The 20,551-nt window shown below is 46.9% G+C and carries 21 protein-coding genes and 1 tRNA gene; 16 read left to right on the top strand and 6 right to left on the bottom strand.

Annotated elements, in window-relative coordinates:
- Positions 1 to 62 precede the first annotated feature (62 nt).
- Entirely contained in the window at positions 63 to 743 is a 681-nt protein-coding gene (locus ACJJID_RS10590) for a hypothetical protein (RefSeq protein WP_444919460.1), read from the bottom strand.
- A 2,185-nt stretch (positions 744 to 2,928) separates the two neighbouring features.
- Here ACJJID_RS10590 and ACJJID_RS10585 point away from each other — a divergent pair.
- The 4 genes from ACJJID_RS10585 to hdeA all read left to right on the top strand — a co-directional run bounded on the left by ACJJID_RS10585 (position 2,929) and on the right by hdeA (position 7,423).
- A complete protein-coding gene (locus ACJJID_RS10585; protein ID WP_444919459.1) occupies positions 2,929 to 4,893 on the top strand; it encodes an aconitate hydratase in 1,965 nt (654 codons plus the stop codon).
- Between the two features lie 163 nt (positions 4,894 to 5,056).
- Positions 5,057 to 5,491, top strand: coding sequence for an HNH endonuclease (locus ACJJID_RS10580; protein WP_444919458.1), 435 nt, complete (start codon positions 5,057 to 5,059; stop codon positions 5,489 to 5,491).
- A 466-nt stretch (positions 5,492 to 5,957) separates the two neighbouring features.
- Positions 5,958 to 6,629, top strand: a complete 672-nt coding sequence (locus ACJJID_RS10575) for a hypothetical protein (RefSeq protein ID WP_444919457.1) — start codon at positions 5,958 to 5,960, stop codon at positions 6,627 to 6,629.
- Positions 6,630 to 6,943: 314 nt separating this feature from the next.
- Entirely contained in the window at positions 6,944 to 7,423 is a 480-nt protein-coding gene (gene hdeA / locus ACJJID_RS10570; RefSeq protein WP_444919456.1) for an acid-activated periplasmic chaperone HdeA, read from the top strand.
- 349 nt (positions 7,424 to 7,772) lie between these two features.
- Here hdeA and ACJJID_RS10565 read toward each other — a convergent pair.
- Both ACJJID_RS10565 and ACJJID_RS10560 read right to left on the bottom strand, forming a co-directional pair.
- A tRNA-Arg gene (locus tag ACJJID_RS10565) sits at positions 7,773 to 7,848 on the bottom strand.
- Between the two features lie 209 nt (positions 7,849 to 8,057).
- Positions 8,058 to 8,204: a hypothetical protein gene (locus tag ACJJID_RS10560; protein WP_444919455.1), complete on the bottom strand. Its 147-nt coding sequence runs from the start codon at positions 8,202 to 8,204 to the stop codon at positions 8,058 to 8,060.
- A gap of 75 nt (positions 8,205 to 8,279) precedes the next feature.
- Between ACJJID_RS10560 and ACJJID_RS10555 the strand changes: the two genes are divergently transcribed.
- Positions 8,280 to 8,462, top strand: coding sequence for a PA3496 family putative envelope integrity protein (locus ACJJID_RS10555; protein ID WP_152454156.1), 183 nt, complete (start codon positions 8,280 to 8,282; stop codon positions 8,460 to 8,462).
- Between the two features lie 435 nt (positions 8,463 to 8,897).
- On the opposite strand, the gene ACJJID_RS10550 is transcribed toward ACJJID_RS10555, so the two are convergent.
- The gene (locus ACJJID_RS10550; RefSeq protein ID WP_444919454.1) at positions 8,898 to 9,605 is read right to left on the bottom strand and encodes a 2OG-Fe(II) oxygenase; all 708 of its coding nucleotides are present in this window, start codon (positions 9,603 to 9,605) and stop codon (positions 8,898 to 8,900) included.
- Between the two features lie 320 nt (positions 9,606 to 9,925).
- Between ACJJID_RS10550 and ccmA the strand changes: the two genes are divergently transcribed.
- The 11 genes from ccmA to ACJJID_RS10495 all read left to right on the top strand — a co-directional run bounded on the left by ccmA (position 9,926) and on the right by ACJJID_RS10495 (position 18,674).
- Positions 9,926 to 10,594: a cytochrome c biogenesis heme-transporting ATPase CcmA gene (gene ccmA, locus ACJJID_RS10545; RefSeq protein ID WP_444919453.1), complete on the top strand. Its 669-nt coding sequence runs from the start codon at positions 9,926 to 9,928 to the stop codon at positions 10,592 to 10,594.
- The gene (gene ccmB / locus ACJJID_RS10540) at positions 10,581 to 11,294 is read left to right on the top strand and encodes a heme exporter protein CcmB (protein ID WP_444919452.1); all 714 of its coding nucleotides are present in this window, start codon (positions 10,581 to 10,583) and stop codon (positions 11,292 to 11,294) included. Before ccmA ends, ccmB begins: the two co-directional genes overlap by 14 nt.
- Positions 11,295 to 11,307: 13 nt before the next feature.
- Positions 11,308 to 12,051 carry a heme ABC transporter permease gene (locus ACJJID_RS10535; RefSeq protein WP_444919451.1) on the top strand — a complete coding sequence of 248 codons (744 nt, stop codon included), beginning with the start codon at positions 11,308 to 11,310 and terminating at the stop codon, positions 12,049 to 12,051.
- Position 12,052: 1 nt separating this feature from the next.
- Complete coding sequence (ccmD, locus tag ACJJID_RS10530) at positions 12,053 to 12,277, top strand: heme exporter protein CcmD (protein WP_444919450.1); 225 nt, start codon at positions 12,053 to 12,055, stop codon at positions 12,275 to 12,277.
- A gap of 92 nt (positions 12,278 to 12,369) precedes the next feature.
- Entirely contained in the window at positions 12,370 to 12,819 is a 450-nt protein-coding gene (gene ccmE, locus ACJJID_RS10525; RefSeq protein ID WP_152454150.1) for a cytochrome c maturation protein CcmE, read from the top strand.
- The gene (locus ACJJID_RS10520; protein ID WP_444919449.1) at positions 12,816 to 14,801 is read left to right on the top strand and encodes a heme lyase CcmF/NrfE family subunit; all 1,986 of its coding nucleotides are present in this window, start codon (positions 12,816 to 12,818) and stop codon (positions 14,799 to 14,801) included. The genes ccmE and ACJJID_RS10520 overlap by 4 nt, the downstream gene beginning before the upstream one ends.
- Positions 14,802 to 14,818: 17 nt before the next feature.
- Entirely contained in the window at positions 14,819 to 15,403 is a 585-nt protein-coding gene (locus ACJJID_RS10515) for a DsbE family thiol:disulfide interchange protein (protein WP_152454148.1), read from the top strand.
- A complete protein-coding gene (locus ACJJID_RS10510) occupies positions 15,366 to 15,959 on the top strand; it encodes a YigZ family protein (RefSeq protein WP_444919448.1) in 594 nt (197 codons plus the stop codon). The genes ACJJID_RS10515 and ACJJID_RS10510 overlap by 38 nt, the downstream gene beginning before the upstream one ends.
- A 750-nt stretch (positions 15,960 to 16,709) precedes the next feature.
- A complete protein-coding gene (locus tag ACJJID_RS10505; protein WP_444919447.1) occupies positions 16,710 to 17,558 on the top strand; it encodes an HpcH/HpaI aldolase/citrate lyase family protein in 849 nt (282 codons plus the stop codon).
- A 44-nt stretch (positions 17,559 to 17,602) separates the two neighbouring features.
- On the top strand, positions 17,603 to 18,130 hold the full coding sequence (locus ACJJID_RS10500) for a MaoC family dehydratase (protein ID WP_444919446.1): 528 nt from the start codon (positions 17,603 to 17,605) through the stop codon (positions 18,128 to 18,130).
- Positions 18,131 to 18,155: 25 nt separating this feature from the next.
- The gene (locus ACJJID_RS10495) at positions 18,156 to 18,674 is read left to right on the top strand and encodes a MaoC family dehydratase (RefSeq protein ID WP_444919445.1); all 519 of its coding nucleotides are present in this window, start codon (positions 18,156 to 18,158) and stop codon (positions 18,672 to 18,674) included.
- Positions 18,675 to 18,705: 31 nt separating this feature from the next.
- Here ACJJID_RS10495 and ACJJID_RS10490 read toward each other — a convergent pair whose 3' ends face one another.
- Positions 18,706 to 19,428, bottom strand: coding sequence for a 4'-phosphopantetheinyl transferase family protein (locus ACJJID_RS10490; RefSeq protein ID WP_444919444.1), 723 nt, complete (start codon positions 19,426 to 19,428; stop codon positions 18,706 to 18,708).
- A 230-nt stretch (positions 19,429 to 19,658) separates the two neighbouring features.
- Positions 19,659 to 20,342, bottom strand: a complete 684-nt coding sequence (locus ACJJID_RS10485) for a glutathione S-transferase family protein (protein WP_444919443.1) — start codon at positions 20,340 to 20,342, stop codon at positions 19,659 to 19,661.
- Positions 20,343 to 20,551: the final 209 nt, after the last annotated feature.

Genomic DNA, 20,551 nt, shown 5'->3' with positions numbered 1-20,551 from the left:
CAAAACGCATGGTACTCAGACGGACAAACTATAAATAGTGATTTTTAATGGTTGTCAACTAATCAAGCTTCACTTTTTGGGTTATAGTCTTTCCAGATTTCAGGGTATCTTTCCCAGGGAGGGGCTTCAGGACTGAACGCGCTATCAGAGTTAGCGGCATCTTGAAACCAAAACTGTATTCGTTTCATGAAATCTGTATCATTCCTGTTTCTATAGATGAATCTTATTTCTGCATATGTAATGACACGGTTTTTTAACCCTTCACCGAAGTCGTACTGATACATTGTTTTTCTTTTAAATGGAAATTTTGCTTCTACCATACCGTCGCCTTGTCCGGGTTTGGTAATTACAGCATTCCAGTCCATATCATAGTCTATCGCAAAATGTATAAAGTGATGGTGTTTTACTAAAAACTCGATTCCAGCTTTACTCTTTCTTCTGAACCTTTTGTTATCTACAGATTCCTCCCCTGTTTGGGGTGGCTCTATATTTGAATCATCCGATACAACACATTTATATTTCTCTTTACTGCGACAGAAATTATTAAAGTCTTCATTTAAGTAATGACAATCGTGCACAGCAGTACCGGTTAACAATTGATCAAGCCATGCGACCGTATTTTTGCTGGCAAAATCCTGCATGGTTCTTTGCGTTAGCTGTTGAATTAGCCTCGCTCTACTTCCAGAAAATCCATAAAAAAAGTCTCCGGAACAGTATCTTCTCCATGGTTCAACGAATGGCATAGTAACTCTCTTTGTAAAGCACAACTAGGTGGCAAGAATTGACTTTCACTTTAACTGTAAAAACCTTGCTCTAACATGAATAGTCTACTTGGATATTGCTTCGCTGATTTTAAGTTTTGGGTATAAATTTATAGATTTTGGTCTTTTTTTAAGTGAGAGCTGTCGAAATGTGGGCACTTAAGGTCCTGTAATAGAAGCCTCTTTTGTTTTCAAAGCAACCCCTTTATCAATCAAGTTTCGTAGAAAATTGATTCTACTTGGTAAAGCTTATGGCCCTAGTGGCAGAGCATTAACATCCTGGCAAAAGCATATCGATTAGCCAGATAGTCAAAATTATTTTATTGGTGGCTGGCTTGTTCATACGGGGTTATGATGTCGAGAAAGGAATAACCTCCAACACCCAGGCAATAAAGTATGAATCTGCTATGTGCGCCTTGAAGCAACAATACATAGCCGAATGCAAAGATGATATTCGAATCAGCCTCCAGTGCTTTGATAGCAAATTAGAGCGGTTGATTGAGAGAGGGGGTTAGTGGAAAGGCGAACCAGTTATAGGGGTAAATTCGCTAAGCAGGCTGAAAGCTCTGCAAGCTGAGTCTGGCTAAAGATGGGTTAGGTGAATTCTTTGAGGCAACACAGAAAATAATCAACAATTGGAAGACTAAGCAACCATAATTATAAAAAAGCAAAACTTTGGTTGGTGCGGATGTGGTCTAGAGCCTTTTCCGAAGGACCTGCGGCTACAGCCATTAGGCTATAGGGATCATGTGTCACAAGGACAACCCTATCGATCAGGAATACACAGAGTACTACCCTCCAGACACTATAATTTGTTTAGCTTGGTGTCACAGTCATTCAATGGGTGGCTCAGTTCCAGATTGAGCAGGCTGGCACAAAATACAAGCCAATTCCCTGTGAGTGTGAAACTCCCAATAGGTGTAGAGGCTACAACAGGTTTATTACCTAACCTGCTTACACCAGTAGAGATGTTTGTCTTGGTTGGTGGCTTAAGAGATTAAAGAAATAAACCTTGGCGTAACATTGAGTGGCAGAAAATATTTTACTTTGAATCTTGCTTACCACAATATTCTTCAAAGTTATCTGGTGTGTTCAGAAAATCAACCTTCTCTGCCAGCTCCCATGGGCGTTCACACGATTTTGTTTTTGCGCACCAAAGGTAGCCAGCTGAAGCTATACATCCATGTTTATTCTTATCTGAGCCTACGTCAGGGTTAGGGTCTCCAGAGTTTTCTGAAGAGCATCCCATTAAAAGTAGCATCAGGGCAAAGCTAGTAAGCTGCAAAAATTCAATATAATAATCCTCGTTAAGTTAAAAATTGAGACTCTGATTAAATGTGTGTGGAAATCTAGGGTAAAAAAAATTTCTTAAAATCTCAAATGATAGTTGTGCACTATTTCAGCCAATAGTAGCAGAAGTGTATCCAGGTACCATTAAGCGGCTGGCGAAACGGCAATTCACTTCTGTTGGTGGGATATCTTCAGTATGACTTAATATGCATTAGTGATTGTATATTCGATAAGAATGTAGGGGGGTGCTCTTAGCTCTTGGTTTAGATACCGAGCTTGTGTTGGATTCTTTCATTTTTTGTCATTTGCTAGTTGGCTGATCAGCCTACCTAAAGATTTTTTTTATAACATTGATTTTTAGGCTCTTTCAAGTTCATTGTGCGCCAGCAGTTGAACGCTTGTTCTTCTTGGGGTTGGATTATTTATAACTATTCTTATTAAGGTTAAGTGGAATAATGATCCTTTTTCTTAAGTTGAGAAGTGGAAGTTTATTGAGGCTTTTTATAGGTTTAAGGGTTTAAGGGTTTAAGGGTTTAAGGGTTTAAGGGTTTAAGGGTTTAAGGGCGGCGTTGTAATGGTTTTCTATTTTTGATCCCGTTCATGAATGCTGGTGGTTTTAATTGAATGAAGCTGTATATTGGTTTTGTGCTTACAATGCCTATTTGTTGGATTTTGGTTCTAGATGATAGCTTTCAAGTGGGTTGTTATATTCGTAATTTTAGTTTGAAAGTTTCAAATGGTTCATATTTTTAATATTATTAAAAATTCTCATTTTTCTTGGTTTTTCTAAAACTGCTAATTTCTATTTAAGCAGATTAATATCAAATTAGAGTGCTTTTGTTAATTCCAATTAGTCTTCTCTAAAGCGGGTGGTGGTTTGAGCAGGTTAAATCTTGCTGAAAAGTTGATTGAGAGTCATTTGATTAGTGGAAAAATTTTTCCAGGGGAGGTTTTGCAGCTCAAAATTGATCAGGTTCTCAGTGAGGATGCCACGGGTACATTAGTCATGCTAGAGCTTGAGGCTTTGGGGGCTAGATCTGTAAAAGCTGAGCTTTGTGCGCAGTATGTAGATCACAACATTTTGAAGGCAGACCACAGAAATGGGGATGATCACGTTTTCCTGGAGAGCGCCTGTCGAAAATTTGGACTTTGGTATTCGCGCCCCGGAAACGGAATTAGTCACCCTGTACATATGTCTTGTTTTGGTATTCCTGGCAAAACAATGCTTGGAGCTGATAGTCATACCTGTGCTGCAGGTTCACTTTCCATGCTGGCAATGGGCGCAGGGGGAATTGAGATTGCTTTGGCGATGATAGGGTGTCCACTCACCTTGGTCATGCCGAAAGTTTTAGGGGTGTATTTGGAGGGTAATCTGCAGTCATGGGTAAGTGCAAAAGATATTATCTTGGAGCTTTTACGTAGATACACCGTAAGTGGCTGTTGGAATAAGATTGTTGAATATCACGGACCCGGATTAAAAAATCTGACTGCTATGGATCGGCATGTTATTGCCAATATGGGGCATGAGATGGGGGCTATAACCAGTGTTTTCCCGGCTGATGATCAGGTTAGATTTTTTCTTCGCCAGCAGTCTAGAGAGGAAGATTTTACGGAGCTGAGCGCTGATGAAGGTGCTACTTATGATGAAGAGGCCTTTATTGATCTGTCCGAGCTTGAGCCAATGATTGCTTGCCCTTCGCGACCAGATAAGGTGGTGAAAGTTAAAGAAGTTAGCGGCAGACCAGTCTCCCAGAGCTATATAGGGTCTTCTGCAAACCCCGGATTACGTGACTTCTCTATACCGGCATTAATAGTGAGTGGTCGTCATGTGCCAGATAATATGTCTTTCGATATAAACCCCTCCTCGCGCCAAGTGTTACATGGTCTGATCCAGAGCGGTGATCTCGAGAGGTTAATAGGGGCGGGTGCTAGCTTACATGATACCGGTTGTGGTGGTTGTATTGGGATGGGGCAGGCCCCGGCGAGTGGTCATAATAGCCTCAGAACGGTACCGCGCAACTTCCCTGGCCGCTCAGGAACCAAAGAGGACCAGGTTTATTTGTGCAGCCCAGAAACCGCTACTGTAAGTGCGCTCACTGGGAAAATTACAGACCCAAGAGAAATGGATATGGAATATCCCGTTTATGAAGAGCCGGAAACCTTGTTGGATATGCGGCCGCTGATGGGGGCCCCGCAAGAAATTCCTGTAAAAGTGGAGTTAAAAAAAGGGCCCAACATTAAAAAGCTGCCAGTTATGGAGAAGATGCTTAGCGTGATTGATGGGCCGGTTATTTTGAAAGTAGAGGATAATGTCACTACGGATGACATTATTCCCGCTGGTGCTGAGGTATTGCCAATGTGGTCAAATATCCCAGAATTGAGTCGCCATACCTTTTCCAGAATTGATAATTCCTTTTATGAGCGAGCGAGAGAAATTGAAGAGGACCTATTTCTTGTAGCGGGGCACAATTTGGGGTACGGATCTGGACGAGAACATGCGGCAATTACTTTGCGCTATTTAGGTGTTCGTTGCGTTATCGCTAAAAGTGTTACTTTGCCCTATAGGAAAAACCTTATTGATCACGGAGTATTGATATTGACCATGGGGAATGAGAGTGATTATCAGTTTTTTTGTGAGGGGGATAGGCTTCAGTTTTTTGATCTTGCGAGTCTCACTGGTGACAATACGTATTTGGAGCTTAAGAACCTTAGCCGGAATAAAACGATATGGTTAAGGAATGACTTATCTGAGAGGGAAGTTGAGGTAATTAAGTTTGGTGGAAGGATTAACTACATCAAGGGTGTTTTGGGTGGGGTAATGGAGGGTGGTGGAATATTTTAACTGCAACTTTAGGTTTTGATGGAGGGTTGGCTTATCAGAAACTTGTATACATATTAGAATAAACGTTTAGAAGTGTTGTTGCTTTTTCGGGTTTTTTTTGATGTTTTTACGTCTTATATGCATGGTATTGATATTTGTAATTGTTGGTTGCAATGAGGGTACATTGCAATCGCCATCCGATTTGGTGGGGCCTAAAGAAGGGGAGGCCTCAGAGGATTGTGAAAGCAATCGGCATAAGTTGTTAGTCCGCCTTTCCCTGGCTCCAGTCAGACTGGGCGGAGGAGATGGCTGCAAGGTGGTCTCTGGTTTGTGGATGGATCCCTATAGCGGCAAGTTTATCCAACAGGCTTCCGATCTGGATGTTGAGCCAGTTATTCCTGAGTCGTGGGCTCTTCGTCATGGCGGTAGGGGCTGGAGTAGTAATCAACGTAGGGTCTTTGCTGAAGACCCGGCCAACACCTGGTTGGTTGGCAAAGGGCATGGCCTGAGCCGGAATGGCCGAGGGCCTGATGAGTGGTTACCTCCTTATCAGCCCGCTCGAACCATTTATATGCAGCAGTTCAGGGCTATTGCTAGAAAGTACAGGCTCGCTCAGTAAAAATTGAGAGGTACACTTCATAGCAAGCCACTGTTTGCTGGCTTGCTATGAAATAATTTCTTATGTTGCGTGTGATAACTTGTAATCAAATTATCTTGCTTCAAGATTGCTGGTTTTGCTATAGAACCCCTTTCTTCTTTTTTAAATTTCCAATGTTCCACTTACTTTCTCGGTTGGCTATTTTTTTGCTAGTAGCTGGTTGCTGTATCCGAGTGGTATTGCGGCTATCAATAAAAGCCCCTTTGTGGTTCTCCAAGAATTCTGACATTAATGTCAGTCTAGTGATAAGGGACACCTTCTACCTTTGGCTAAAAGGCTAGGTTCTGCGATCACTTGAACTTCTAGTGCGCTGGTGATTGTGGTAGTGGTTATTGAAGGCTGCATAATTGAAGATATTCTTGGTCCGTTAGACATCATAAATTGGTAAAGTAATTCCTTAAATCAGTTTTTAGTTAGAGGAGGAGGCATGAATAGAATTGCAGGAGTTTCGGCCATAGGTATGGGGCTAATCTATATCGCTGCTTTTATATTTTTTGGTTTATTTTGGGCTTTCCCGTCCGCCGGAAGCCCTGTTGAAAAGATGAGGTTTTTGGAGGAAAACCAATTACTTTTTAATATTGTGTACACATTGATGTATTTAGTCTTTGCTGTCTTGTTGGGGTGTTTGGTAGTAGGTTTATATGAAGAGTTAAAAAATAAAAATGCTGGACTCACCATTTTGGCGTCGCTGTTTGGGGCAATCTGGGTGGGATTGGTGATTGCTAGCGGCATGATCGCAAATATTGGGCTCGCTTATGTGATCGGTCTAATGGATGCCAATCCGGAGAAGGCCTTTGATGCCTGGGGAATTATTTATCTGATGGTTGAAAGCCTGGGTGGGGGTAATGAATTGGTCGGTGGGCTCTGGGTGCTGCTGGTTAGTATCGTAGCTTTACAGTCGGGGGTATTCTCAAGGTACCTGAATTGTCTTGGCATCTTCGTGGGTATTGCAGGAATTGCCACTATTTATCCCAGTGAAACCTTTACGGAAATATTCGGGATTAGCCAGATAGTCTGGTTTGTTTGGATCGGTACTTCTTTACTTGGGCGTGAAAATGAGAGCAAGGATTGGGGGGGAGCAGTGGTGGCCAAGCGGTAGTAAAGCCATCGTCGATGGGCTGAGGGCTGGTGATACCAGTATTTCGAAAAATACGCTAAAAATGAAAAATGCGTCTATTCTTTCATTGGGTCAGGTAGTCTTTTGAATGGACCGCTGGCTAGCGTTTCCGCTGTCAGGGAGCTGTATAGAGGCCGGTTTAAGCATTGGCCAGTTAATAGAGTTGGGCCCAGCTGAGAGATTACTTTCGGTGACCAATTGGTCTTGTTTCGCTAGCTCCTGGGAAGCGAGCGGATTGCATATTACCTGGAGTCAATTCGTGGGGTAATGCCCCTGAAAACCTTGGAGATTTTACTGTGAAAAGCACGCATTACATCCTTCCTTTGGTAATTGCCAGTCTTGCTGCTTCTGCTGCCTTGGCGGATAAACACCCCAAGAAGCCGGCAAAGGACTGGACCTGTGCAGATTTCCTGGCCATCGACGATGAGTTCAAGCCAAAAGCGGTGTACTGGGCTGCGGCTTATTCAAAGCGCGGTAAGGAAGAGGGGGATATGTTGGATATCGATGGCACTGAAAAGGTGACGCCGATGATTATTACGGCTTGCACCAAAGCGCCCAAAGAGTCCTTCTGGACCAAATTTAAGGATGAGTGGCACAAAATGGGGCGTCATCACGGCAAGGACAAGTCCGATAAGATGATGAATATGCAGGGTGGTAGTGGTACTAATAATACAGGTACCAGCCCGAACGGCACGACTAATCCAGGCACAACCCCCAATGGCACTAATGACGGCAGCGGCAACAATAATATGCAGAAGCAACAACAGAACCAGTAGCTGCTTCGGATCAAATAAAACAAACAAAGCCCGGCTCTACTCGGGCTTTGTTTGTTTTGAGCGAAGCTCAGGCTAGCTTCTATGTATAGTGTTGATTTTTTATGCTGCTTGGGAGTGAAACTGCTATTGTTGCCCGATAGCGCGGAATAAAGGGAGTTGAGTTATGGCGAAAGTGGCGAGGGATCATGCGAAGCGGGGTAGGAATATAAACCGCTCGGCCAGAATGATTTGGGGCCTTCTTCTTCTGGCGGGACTTTTTCTAGCGCTGTTTATGCATTCGGCTAAAGCGTTTGCTTTATAAACTGGTAGAAGCACGTAAGGACTTGGTTGAGATAGAAGGAGTTATCAATGGCGCCCCCGGGTGGACTCGAACCACCAGTCCGGACTTAGGAGGTCCGTGGTTTATCCTGTTAACCGACGGGGGCGGGTTGCAGCTAGCTGCGAAGGGCGGCCATTCTATCCCTTACAGCAACAAATGTCATGTCGTGTTTTAGCTTCTGGCAATTTCTAGGGACTCCCTCATTTTTCTCTAAGCCTCCTTAGGCATTGTTTCTTGTCACCTGAAGTAACATGCCATCGGCAGAGTTACTGCATTTCCCGCTCTTCTTCTATGCATTCATTTTGATAACTCTTCCTAATCTTTTCCTTGAATATTGTTAGGTTCGTAACCTTGAGCTGGGTAATTCAGGGATGGTTTTGCTTGGCGGAATTTTCTAAGAGCCTGCAGCAAATCTGTCATAGTTCCCTTGTAAATTTCTGCTTGACCAGGATTGTTCGGCATCGCTAATCTGCCACTGCACCGTAAAGTGCGATAAGGATGTTTCTGCTTTCACGGATCAAGATTATGGAGTTTCGTATGGGCGTTAACGTAAACGAAAAGCACATGGTTTTTGATAATGTGGATATTCCACAAATTGCAACAGAAGTACTAAGGCAAGCCACATCCCAGCCACCTCGCGATGCGCGTCGCATGGTGGAGGATAAACTGGAGGAAAGACGCTTAAGTCGCGAATTAATGGATTACGACTTTGATGCCTAATTTTAAAATAAATAACCAATAGTTTTAGAATAGTGCGGTGTTTGTCAGGTTGATGCAGATGGTTTACAGATATCAGCTGGCGCACACCGCACACCGCACACCGCACACCTAAATCAGAAGCTTCTTTTTCTCTTGTTAGCAGCGCTCGATTTACTCTTTTTAGAGTGGGGTTACAAGGGTAAGGCCAGCGTTGTAAATATTTCTTTGAGTCCCTCTTAGTAAGTCTGCCAATTACTTTTTTGAGCGAAGAAAATTCATCAATAGAAATTTTAGAAACTCTAGGTTCCCCAAATCCTCTCTTGTGTTCGTTTTTTAAAACTGGCAAAGAATAAGTGTTCGACGGGATTGGAGGAGGTGCACCAGCCAGTGGCCGGTGCGGCGTGTGATTTACAAGCAGCCTGAATATCTAGGCCAATATTCAATAGTCTGCAAAATTCACATTTGGGTAATGGTATCTTCCTTATCTTCTTTCTGCTTACCGCCAAGCCAGCCCATTAATTGCTTGAGTTTGTAAGAGAACTTTCCTCGTTTAGCCTTACGCTCCTTGTCGGCAGCGCTCACCAGCCAGGCAACCTGGATAACCAGACGCTGGCCTTCAAAGGGGAGGTGGCCGTGGAAGGAGTTGTCCGCGCGCTTAAAGGCGGCGAGTGTTCCATAAGATGGGGGGATTTCTGGTGCGACGGTATCCTCAAAGTCATCGATGCGCCTTAGAAAACGTAGGCAGCCGTTGCCATCAAGCGTCCACTCTGGATTGAGGTAGAGCAGGGCAGTGGCTATTTTCGATTTTCCATCGGTATGAATTCTGCCGTGACGTTTTTTCAAGGAGCGACTGATGGAGACATAAGTTGGGTATTGGGAGAGTTTTTCTATGCCCAGGTTCTCCCCAATGGCATCGGCGAATTCTGGATGGGTAAACTCTTCGATCAGAGTGTTGATGGAATCGCCACACTCGTGCTTTTCATAGGGTAGGTAGCCGGCTCCTTTGAGGTGGGGAAAGTCCTTCAGAAATGAGGGCATCATCTCGGTGGTTAAAACGTCGCGGGCAACAAAAAATGGGAAAGGTTGGCGATTGATCAGGGTATCTTCACCGCTTATGGCGCTGGCATCGAGCCAGCGACGGGCGTCCACAGCAAGGCTAGTCATTATTGTGCGTCCTTACAGGCAGGTTCGGTGTTTTCGTTCAACACCGAGTCACATCAAAAGTTTCTGTTGATGTCGACTACTGAGTTCCCCCGAATCCATACGGGGTTAGGTACTGGGTACCAACTCACAACCCCCACGAAAATATCAGAGCTTGAGCATGGCGCCAATACTGGCGTACAAAAACCAGCTGAATTCCCTAGGATTTCTGTTTGAGATCAAATTAGAGGAGATCGTGGGTGTTGAATATCATGCAATTAGCACAAGTGCCGGTATAATGCCGTTCAGATTTTCGTCAGAGCGGTTTTATCCAAGCAATGTCTGTGACTACCAAGTCCCCAGTTGTATTGCAAGTGCGCGACCTCGCCTGTGAGCGAGATGGCCGCCGCTTGTTTGAGGGCCTTGATTTCTCACTGAATGCCGGCGGGGCAATCCAGGTTAAAGGAAGCAATGGTGCGGGCAAGACCACACTGCTGCGCACTTTGATTGGCAGTACCAGTGACTTCAGTGGAGAGATCCTCTGGCGCGATAATCCCTTTCCTAAAGGTTTACGCGCTATGCGCGAATCCCTGGTGTATATCGGTCATCGCGGCGGGGTACGGGGAGGGCTTACCCCTCTGGAGAACCTCGCCTGGTATGGGGCTTCAGAGGCCTCGGCGATGGAGGCCCTAGATAAGGTAGATCTTTTCGGTTTCGAAGGGTCTCTGTGCAGCAGTTTATCGGCGGGCCAGAACCGTCGTGTGGCGCTGGCGCGTCTATTTCTTCCCCAGTCGCCCTGTTTGTGGATTCTCGATGAGCCCCTGACCGCTTTGGATGTCACCGGTGTTGCGGCACTGGAAAAACAAATGGCTAACCACCTCGAGAGCGGTGGATCTCTCCTTCTAACCTCCCACCAGCCTTTGAATCTACCTGGGCTGAATTTCGTCGACCTGTCTGACTTTTTGGTCGAGGAATCTTTTAGCGATATTGGGGGAGAGCATGTCTTTAACTGATGTCCAACCACCAGTTGTTGGAGCCCGCGCAACCCCTGGTTTCGCGGCGCTCTTTAAAATTGAAATGCTCCTTGCACTGCGCAAGCGAGCAGATATTGCCAACCCACTATTATTTTTTGTAACGGTCCTCGCTCTTTTGCCTTTAGGTGTGGGACCAGAGCCCGAACTGTTGGCGAAAATGGCGCCAGGCATGATCTGGGTAATGGCGCTGCTAGCCACCATGCTCTCCCAGGAGAGCTTGTTCCGTGGGGATTTTGAAGATGGCACTTTGGAGCAGTTGGCACTGTTGCCCCAGCCCCTGTATTTCGCCGTATTGGCGAAATCCCTGGTGCACTGGATTGCAACTGGCTTACCGCTGGCACTGTTATCGCCGCTATTGGCGTTGATGCTGAATTTGCCCACTGAGGGCTATCTGTGTCTATTTGTGTCGCTATTTCTGGGGACTGCGAGCCTCAGTTTGATCGGCGCCATCGGTGCGGCGCTCACTGTGGCCCTGCGTCGCCCGGGGCTGTTGCTGGCGCTAATTGTTATGCCCCTGTATGTGCCCGTGCTAATCTTCGGCACCGGCGCGGTGCAGGCGGCAATTGATGGCTATGCCTATAGTGCGCAGCTGGCGATTCTGGCTGCTCTGCTGGCCGCTGCCGCAGCCCTGGCACCACTGGCTGCTGCGGGGGCAATACGTATCAGCCTGGATAATTGATTCGGAGGTCTTCTTGGCTTGGCAATGGTTTCACCGTTTGGGCTCACCCCGTTGGTTCTATCAAAAAACCAGTGGTTGGTTACCCTGGCTGGCACTGGCCAGCGTTGTTTTGCTGGTGACGGGGTCGGTATGGGGCTTGGGGTTTGCACCCGAGGATGCCAAGCAGGGCAATAGTTACCGCATCATCTTTATCCATGTGCCGGCGGCCTTTTTGGCGCTGGCTGGCTACTACATTATGGCGATCAGCGGCGCCATAGGCCTTATCTGGAAGATGAAACTCTCCTTCGCGGTGATGCGCGCAGCAGCTCCAATCGGCGCGGTACTCACCTTTATATCCCTCTTTACTGGCGCGGTCTGGGGCAAGCCCACTTGGGGTACCTACTGGGTTTGGGATGCCAGGATTACCTCAATGCTGATCCTGCTGTTTTTATATATCGGTGTGATGGCCTTGTCGCAGGCGGTCAGTCGCGAGCAGGTGGCCGATAAGGCCAGCGCGCTCTTGGCCCTGGTGGGCACGGTGAATATTCCGATTATCTACAAGTCGGTGGATTGGTGGTTTACCTTGCATCAGCCGGCGACTATCCGCCTGACGGAATCCAGTAGTATTGACCCCAGTATGTTCTATCCGCTGCTGGTAATGATTGCCGGTTTTTATTGTACCTATGCCTGGACCCTGCTTACGCATACTCGCGCCTTGATACTACGCCGCGAGATGAAAACCCAATGGGTGCAGCAGGAATTAGTTGGGGAGAAGTAAAGTGCAGTTTCAATTCGCCAACTTTGCAGAATTTTTAGCGATGGATGGCCACGGTATTTATGTGTGGGTTTCCTACGCTGTCACTTTTGCCGCCCTGGCAGCCCTGGCTCTCTACCCGCGTTTGGCGCGACGTCGCCTGCAGCGGGAACTACACAACCAACAGCGTATTGAGCAGCGCCGCCGCAGGGCCAGAGCGCAACAAGCGGATATGGAAGAGCCTGCATAGGCTCGGGCCTTGCAGTAATCGATAGGGTTTTTCGCCCGGTGGCTACTGCGACTGGGCAGATAAGATCAAAAACTTATGGAGTTCACTAAACAATGCATCCCGTACGCAAGCAACGTCTGATCCTGGTACTTGTTCTGGTCGCTCTGTCCAGTGCCGCAGTGGGTTTTGTCACCTATGCGATGCGAGAAAATATGGATTATTTCTATGCTCCCAGCGCCTTTGCCGCTGGAGAAGTGCCGTTTGAGAAACGCATTCGCGCCGGTGGTTGTGTCGTGCCGGGTAGTGTACAGCGCACGGAAGACAGCCTGGATGTACAGTTTGTTATTACCGATGGTGAGGCAGAGCTGGCGGTGGTGTTCGATAAAATACTGCCGGACCTGTTTGCTGAGGGTGAGGCCGCGGTGATTAGCGGGCAGCTGATGCCCAGTGGTGTCTTGCGTGCCGATCAGGTATTGGCCAAGCACGATGAAAACTATACGCCTCCTGAAGTTGCGGAAAGTATGGTTTCCCACGAAGGCTGCACCGATGGAGCGAAAATATGATCCCTGAACTGGGCCATTTTGCGCTGATAGTCGGCCTGCTGCTGGCTTTTGCGCTTTCGATATTGCCAATAGCAGGCAGTTATAGTGCGCGCCCCCTGTGGATGGAGGCCGCCAGGCCATTGGCCTTGGGCGTTTTTGGGTTTGTCTTTATCGCTTATGTCTGCCTGACAGTTGCTTTTATCCAGAGCGACTTCACCGTTAACTATGTAGCGCAGAACTCCAACAGTATTCTCCCGATTTACTATAAGGTCACCGCGGTGTGGGGTGGTCACGAGGGCTCTATTCTGCTGTGGCTGTTGATCCAGGCAGGCTGGGCTGCGGCTGTGGCGCTATTTGGCCGCCAGTTGCCGCCGGAGCTGTTAGCGCGGGTGCTTTCAGTGCTGGGCATAGTACTGATCGGCTTTTTCCTCTTTATTATATTGACGTCTAATCCCTTCGATCGCACTTTGCCATTCCCGCCGATGGAGGGTTCCGACCTGAATCCGTTACTGCAGGATCCAGGGATGATTTTCCACCCGCCTCTATTGTATATGGGCTACGTGGGATTCTCTGTCGCCTTCGCTTTCGCCATAGCTGCGTTGTTGGGCGGGCATTTGGATGCGGTTTGGGCCCGTTGGGCCAGACCCTGGACGGTAGTCGCCTGGGCTTTTCTCACCCTCGGTATCGCTCTGGGCAGTTGGTGGGCCTATTACGAGCTGGGCTGGGGCGGCTGGTGGTTCTGGGACCCGGTTGAAAATGCCTCGCTCATGCCTTGGTTGGTTGGCACGGCACTGATGCACTCATTGGCGGTTACGGAAAAGCGCGGCTTGTTTAAGAGCTGGACTATTTTGTTGGCGATTTTCGCCTTTAGCTTAAGCCTATTGGGTACCTTCCTGGTGCGTTCCGGGGTGATTACTTCGGTGCATGCCTTCGCTACCGACCCACTGAGGGGTAGCTTTATCCTTGGGTTCTTAGCGGTGATTGTGGGCTTCTCCCTCTTATTGTTTGCCCTGCGCGCGCCATCGGTCAGCGCCCGCAGCGTGTTCTCTTTCCGTTCATTGGAGACCTTCCTGCTCGGCAACAATGTATTGCTCATCCTGATTATGGCGATGGTGTTGACCGGCACTTTATATCCGTTGGTGGCAGATGCCTTGAATATGGGCAAAATCAGTGTTGGTCCTCCCTTCTTCAACCTCTTCTTTGTACCCTTGATGGTGGTGCTTTGCCTGCTGCTGGGGATGGGGGTGCATGCGAACTGGAAAGACAGCCGCTGGGACAAGCTCCTCAGTACTTGGCGTTTGCCATTCCTGGCTGCTCTGGTGGTGGCATTGGTCTGGCCTCTGGCATTTGATCACTATCACTGGGGTGCGGTGCTCGGTATTTTTATCGGCGCCTGGGTTTTTTGTGCGAGCCTTGCGGATATTGTTTCCAAAACTCGCAATGCCAAATCTTTTTTCGCCGGCCTCAAGCGTCAACGCGCCAGTTACTACGGTATGCATCTCGCCCATATAGGCTTGGCGGTGGCAGTGCTGGGGGTTGTATTAACGACCGTGTACAGCGTGGAAGAAGATCTGCGTATGGGGGCTGGTGACAGCTATCAGGTAGCTGGCTATGACTTTGACTTCGGAGGGGTGCGGCTGGCACAGGGGCCAAATTACCGCGCTTTCGAGGGAGTGGTCCACGTTAGCAAGAACGGCAAGCCGGTTGCAGAGTTGTTACCGCAGAAGCGCAATTATTTCTCTGGCGGAAATACCATGACCGAAGCGGCTATCGACACCGGCTTGTTCCGCGATATCTATGTTGCTCTGGGTGAGCCGATAGATCGCAGCAATCCCAGTGGTGATTGGGCAGTGCGCCTGCAGTACAAGGCCTTTGTGGTATGGATCTGGCTGGGTGCCCTGTTAATGGCCATCGGTGGCAGCATTGCCGTAGCGGATAAGCGTTATCGTAAAGCCAAGGCGGCGCGCCAAGTACCGCTCAGTGGTAATTTGGCAACGGGTTAATTTTCGGGAAGGATAAAATGTCGAGATTAAAACTCTTTTTGCCTCTGATTATTTTTGTCGCCCTGGCGTTGCTGTTCTGGCGTGGCTTGTTCTTGAACCCGCAGGAAATGCCTTCGGCACTGCTAAACAAGCCGGTGCCAGAGTTTTCCCTGGAAAAGGTTGCCGATAACAATCAGGTGGTGCAAAAGGGAGACCTGCCCAAGGGGCCGCACCTGCTTAATGTATGGGCCACCTGGTGTGTGGCTTGCCGGGTTGAGCATCCCTACCTAAATGCTCTGGCAGAGCAGGGCGTGCCAATTGTTGGTGTGAACCTCAAAGATGATGATTCGGCGGCTCTCAAATGGTTGGATAAATTCCACAATCCCTACCTCTTTAGTGTTGCCGACAGGGATGGGCGCTTGGCGCTGGATTTGGGTGTGTTCGGTGCTCCTGAAACCTTCCTGGTGGATGCAGAGGGCACTATCCGCTGTAAACATGTTGGTGTGGTGGACGACAAAGTGTGGCAGACCAAATTACAGCCCCTATTTGAAAAATTAAAAAACCAGCCTTGGGATGCCTTTGCCGGTGACCTATCAGATTCCCTCGTCTCCCGTTGTCAGTGAGACCGAAGAAAAGAAAAGCCGTTTTATTTGTTGGCTTGGGCCAGTAACAGATAAGGCGGCTTTTCAATTTCAGCTCAGCCAGATTCGCAAACAATACCCGGATGCCAGCCATCACTGCACGGCGCTTGTTATCGGCAATCCGGCCAATCCCGACACGATGCAAGCCGATGATGATGGTGAGCCCGGAGGCAGTGCGGGGCGCCCGATGCTGGAATTGCTCCTCAAGCAGGGGATTGGCAATGTAGGGGCTATTGTGACTCGCTATTTTGGTGGGACCAAGTTAGGTGTTGGTGGTCTGATGCGTGCCTATCGGGGATCGGTGGGTGCCGCTTTGCAGGCAGCGAACCTGGAGGCTTTTGTACCGTTACAGGAAGTTTCCGTGAGCTGTGATTTTGCCCAGGAATCCCGCCTTCGCTATTTGGTGGCTCGTTACCAGGGGAATTGTGGGCAGGCGGGTTATGCCAGCAAGGTGACGATGTCCATTTCACTGCCACAAGATCAGTGGAATCCCTTGAGGGAGTTACTATTGTCAGAAGGGTTTGAGCTTCAAGGGTAGCTTACGTACTTACCATATTTTTCTGCATTACAGCGCATCCAAAATTTTTACTCTTCAATAGCTGCCTGCTGAACTAGTCGGCCTATTTCCGTTACAAAGTAATTCATTTCTTTGGGGTGTATTGATTATCCTTGCCCAGAAGTGGGCCCGCCTGAATTTCACTATCTCATCATTGCAGTGTATCGCCTACGCTAAGATACTTATCTCGCGTCCGCTATCTATGGATACAAAAGGAATCCGTCAGGTATCAGTGGTAAAAGGAGTTTTAATACCTGCTTTACATTATAGCTAGGTCAGTAGGAGCTTGTTGAGTAGGTATCTTGGGCCAATCTTTTAATTTTTTAGTGTTTTTTGAAGTCTACAAGATTGCTGGACAACTCCTCTGGCAATATTTCTTCCATTGGGAATATCTTCCACCTTAATGATTTCTGCACTTAAATTGGTCGGGTAACGAGTGCCAGTTGCGTCTGTCTCAGGTTTTCCTACAGTAACTACCAGTACCTCGTTAGAGGGAAGCATACAGTGACATTCTAATTATTTTTGCTATTGATGGGTGGAATCTTAGGGTGGCTAAGCGCGAAGTCTTTTGAATAAAGTGCCTCATGCGTATGCATTTTCAGTCTCTGAAAGTTAACTTCTATGCTTTTGGGGGCATTAATAGCATTTTTAATTCAATCCCTTTATTTAGGGGTGTAACTGGCTGCTACTATGCCTGGATATGGAAGTGGTAAGGGAGTAAAAGCCCGACAGTTGAAGATTAATGCCATGCACTTAAAGAATAAATTTCATTGTCGCAGTATTTTATTTGTGCCTGCCGCTCGCCCCAGTTGGTATCGGAAAGCAGTTGCTGGTGGCGCGGATATAGCTTGTGTGGATTTGGAAGATGCCATCACACCGGGGATCAAAGAAGCTGCCTGGCAGAATGTAAGGAATCTTTTCACGTCCTCTGACGGTCTGCGGGTATTGAAGATTAATCCACTGAGCTCTGAATCGGGGCTCAGGGATGTGTTGTTGGTACTGGAGCAGGTATCAAAGCCCGATATTATTCTGCTCCCTAAGGTGGAGTCTGCTGAGGAAATAGCTTGGTTAAATCAATTAATAAAGCCAGTCGAACAATCAATTGGTTTGTTACCCCTAATTGAAACGGCTAAAGGTTTGCAAAATAGTAGAGAAATAGCCACTTCTAAGAATGTGTTGGCTATTGTTTTTGGTTCTGAAGGTTTCTGTACAGAAATTGGTGCTGATATGAGCTGGGACTCTTTGTTCTATGCCAGGAGCCGTATTCTACAGGCGACAATCTACGCAAATATCGGCGCGATAGATGGTCCACGTCTTGATTTGGAAGACACTGAGGGATTGTTGCTTGAGGCTCAACGTGTAGCCGCTTTGGGCTTTAGCGGAAAAGTGGCTTTAAACCCAAGGCAGATTGCTCCAATTCATCAAGGGTTTTCCCCTACAGAAGACTCTTTGCAGAGTGCTCATGAAATAGTTCAGGCCTTTAAAGCAAATCCCAGTAGGGTATTGGTGGTTGATGGGCGTATGGTGGATTGGCCAGTGATAGAGCGAGCCCTAAAATTAGTCTCTCTCCCCGAAAGGTAGCAGTTTTTGAGCATTTGATTGTATAAAAACCTCAAGAGGGTTCTATGGATCGGTTTTGTTTTCCCGCTTATATTCAGCTTGGCAATAATCGCTACCGTGAGCGTTACGGACTGGATTTTGAAGATTTCAAAGTGGGTCAGGTTTTTCGCCATCGACCAGGTGTAACAATTAGTCAGCAGGATAATGTGGAAGAGTGTATTAATACGTTTAATCAGGCGATGATCCATTTCGATGCGCATTACGCCAAACAGACAGAATTTAAGCGCCCTCTTGTCGATACCACCTTGATTATTCAACGCTTAATGGGGCTGACCTGGAAAACTTATTATCGTCGCAAACGTATAGTGGAGTGGAGCAGTATAGATATGTTGGCCCCTGTGTTTGGTGGGGACACTTTGTATGTAGAGACTGAAGTGCTGTTTGTTGGTGCAAATTTGAAGGATTCAGAATCCGGTTTGATTGAGGTTGCACTTCGTAGCACTAATCAAGATCAACAAATAACTTGTGAGATGCGATGTAGTATGCTGATTTACAAGCGAGATCATCTGCCATTTTCGGCAAAAAACTATTAGCTTCTGTTGCAAATGGGAGAGGTCTGTGAAGGATTCCTTACATTTCCTAAGGGAAGTTGAGCCAAATACCTATATCGAAACCTGTGGTGTCGACTATGAGGACTTTGAAGTAGGCCAGATATTTGAGCACCGTCCGGGTCATACTTTCTCTGAGGCCAGCTGTTTAAATTATGCGCGCCACTCTTTCGACTTAAGTCCTGGATATGCGGACCAACGCTATGCGCGTAGAGTTTATGGTGATCGGGTAAGAGTGCCAGAGACTTTTGTGTTGAGCGTAATGGCATTAACAACCCGTACTTTCGGTAAGGTCGTGGCCAACCTGAGTATGACAGAATGTAAAGTTAAAGCTGTTTACGCGGGAGATACCCTGTATTTGGAATCAGAAATTCTGGGTAAGCGAAAGTCCAAGTCGCGCCCGGATCAGGGGCTTTTACATATTAGTTCCAGGGCTCTCAACCAAGACGGGGTCTGTGTCTGCTCCTTTGAGCGGAAGCTCTTGGTTTATCGTCGAAACCTTGGGCCTTATGAGAAAGCCGGATATTAACTTTCACAGGCAGGAGTAGCTTCAGGAATTTTTAACATTCAAGCAGTGTAATAAAACCTTCTCTGTAGGAATTGTAGGCCCCCAAAAATCGCTGGCCTTTTATGGCCTCGGGGCATAAATCACGATTTAATGTTAATGCTATTTTTTTGTTTTTGCAGTCGATATCTTGAATTTCTGCATCGAGAAAATCGAAGTATTGTTTGACTGTGGGATAGAGGGCCTTAAATAAACTCTCTTTGAGGGAGAAAGCAATAGTCAGCCATTGCTCAAGTGGTAAACCTGTTTGAGAGAGGCGAGTTTCTTCTGCTTGATTAACGATAAGGTTTTTTATTTCTCTCGCAGTTTCTGTGGATATTGTGGGCTCGTAATCAATACCAATAGCTTTGGGCTTATCGTTGAGTGCACAAATGGCAAGGTCATGGGTGTGAGTAATAGAGCCTGGTGTATCTGTTGGCCATTGGGGGCTTCGATTGGGGCCAATGGGTACATGTGTCTCAATATGTCCAAATTGCTGGAGCGCAAGATGTGCACAATATCTGCCCGCTAGAAACTCGGCCTTACGCTTTTGGCAAGCCTTAGCGATTTCATCTGGGAAATGGATGGCGAGTGTGGTGAACAGGCTGTCTTGATAGCTTTCCTGGCTGAATTGGCATTCTAGTATCAGGCCTGAAAATTCGAAGAATTTTATAGGTTGGGTGCCTGTTATAAATCCAGGTGTACTGTTTAACGGTGCATCTTGCTTTGTTTGTAACATTATGGTCTTAAGTGCTAGCAGTTACTGTCTTTATTTGTTTTAAGGGAGAAATTCTTAAGGGGAAGCTCCAAAGGGCTATTTTTTCTAGAAGATATTCTGCCATAGAGTAATTGCCGGCGCAGCTTTACTTTGCTGCACCGGGGTTGTCATGCTGGGTATCGAATTGTAGTGCTAAATACAGATGGCTTCGTATCAAGGAAAAGGTTTCTTATATAGTAAGCCGTTATCATTTATTGTTGGCGCAAATCCGTTATTATTGTTCCAGAGTTCCGTGCCTCTTCCTCATGGGCTGACTCTCTCCATGGTTCGTTAATGGCATCGGCTATCCATTTTTGCATTGAGGGAAGGCTGTGAATCAATTTAATATATTGCTTTGCGTCTTCACTGAAGGGCAAGTTGTAATTTTCTGCCCTTATTGTAACTGGAGCGAAGAAGGCGTCGACTGCAGTGAATTCTTTCCCTGCGAGAAATGGGCCTCCAAATTTCTGAAGTCCTTCAGTCCAGAGCTCGTCAATCCGATGAATATCTTTTTGTAGGGGAGCTGAGACTTCATACAATTCTACTTTCAGGCCGCAATTCATTGGGCAGATATTTCTCAGGGCGGAAAAACCAGAGTGCATTTCTGCCGAAGCACTACGAGACCAGGCTCGGGTTATTCGATCGCTAGCCCAGACTTGAGGGAAGTCTTCAGCGATATATTCGGTGATCGCCAGAGAGTCCCAAATCGTGGTTTCTTCCGTTTTCAGGCAGGGCACCTGTCCGCTTGGTGAGAAACTGTGAAACTTTTCCCAGCTGCCGCCTTCCTCAAAAGTAACCAGTTTTTCGTTAAATGGTATTTCCAGGTGGTGCATTAATAACCAGGGCCTTAGAGACCAGGAAGAATAGTTTTTATTTCCAATAAATAATTGATACATAGGCTTTCTCTATAGGTATTTTCCGGTGCTGAGTGCTTATGAGTACTTAAAAGATCAGTGAGTTTAGGTTAGATACCTATCTAGAGAATATCCTCCCAATTTCACTGCCTGAACAATAGTTTGCTCGCAATTGCTTTCTATAGCGATTGGCTTGAAAGCCAATAAACGCTAACTTTACGCCATTCACAATTTTCTTTGCCGTTTGCTGG

The organism is Microbulbifer sp. CnH-101-G (assembly GCF_052466775.1).
This window is presented reverse-complemented; position numbering and strand designations above follow the sequence as displayed.

What these genes read in the sequence shown, in the direction of transcription:
- ACJJID_RS10515 (WP_152454148.1), top strand. Translation starts at nt 14,819, where the DNA reads ATGTCGAGATTAAAACTCTTTTTGCCTCTGATTATTTTTGTCGCCCTG.
- ACJJID_RS10520 (WP_444919449.1), top strand. Translation starts at nt 12,816, where the DNA reads ATGATCCCTGAACTGGGCCATTTTGCGCTGATAGTCGGCCTGCTGCTG.
- ccmE (WP_152454150.1), top strand. Translation starts at nt 12,370, where the DNA reads ATGCATCCCGTACGCAAGCAACGTCTGATCCTGGTACTTGTTCTGGTC.
- ACJJID_RS10590 (WP_444919460.1), bottom strand. Translation starts at nt 743, where the DNA reads ATGCCATTCGTTGAACCATGGAGAAGATACTGTTCCGGAGACTTTTTT.
- ACJJID_RS10550 (WP_444919454.1), bottom strand. Translation starts at nt 9,605, where the DNA reads ATGACTAGCCTTGCTGTGGACGCCCGTCGCTGGCTCGATGCCAGCGCC.
- ACJJID_RS10485 (WP_444919443.1), bottom strand. Translation starts at nt 20,342, where the DNA reads ATGTATCAATTATTTATTGGAAATAAAAACTATTCTTCCTGGTCTCTA.
- ccmB (WP_444919452.1), top strand. Translation starts at nt 10,581, where the DNA reads ATGTCTTTAACTGATGTCCAACCACCAGTTGTTGGAGCCCGCGCAACC.
- ACJJID_RS10500 (WP_444919446.1), top strand. Translation starts at nt 17,603, where the DNA reads ATGGATCGGTTTTGTTTTCCCGCTTATATTCAGCTTGGCAATAATCGC.
- ACJJID_RS10555 (WP_152454156.1), top strand. Translation starts at nt 8,280, where the DNA reads ATGGGCGTTAACGTAAACGAAAAGCACATGGTTTTTGATAATGTGGAT.
- ACJJID_RS10575 (WP_444919457.1), top strand. Translation starts at nt 5,958, where the DNA reads ATGAATAGAATTGCAGGAGTTTCGGCCATAGGTATGGGGCTAATCTAT.
- ACJJID_RS10490 (WP_444919444.1), bottom strand. Translation starts at nt 19,428, where the DNA reads ATGTTACAAACAAAGCAAGATGCACCGTTAAACAGTACACCTGGATTT.
- ACJJID_RS10560 (WP_444919455.1), bottom strand. Translation starts at nt 8,204, where the DNA reads ATGCCGAACAATCCTGGTCAAGCAGAAATTTACAAGGGAACTATGACA.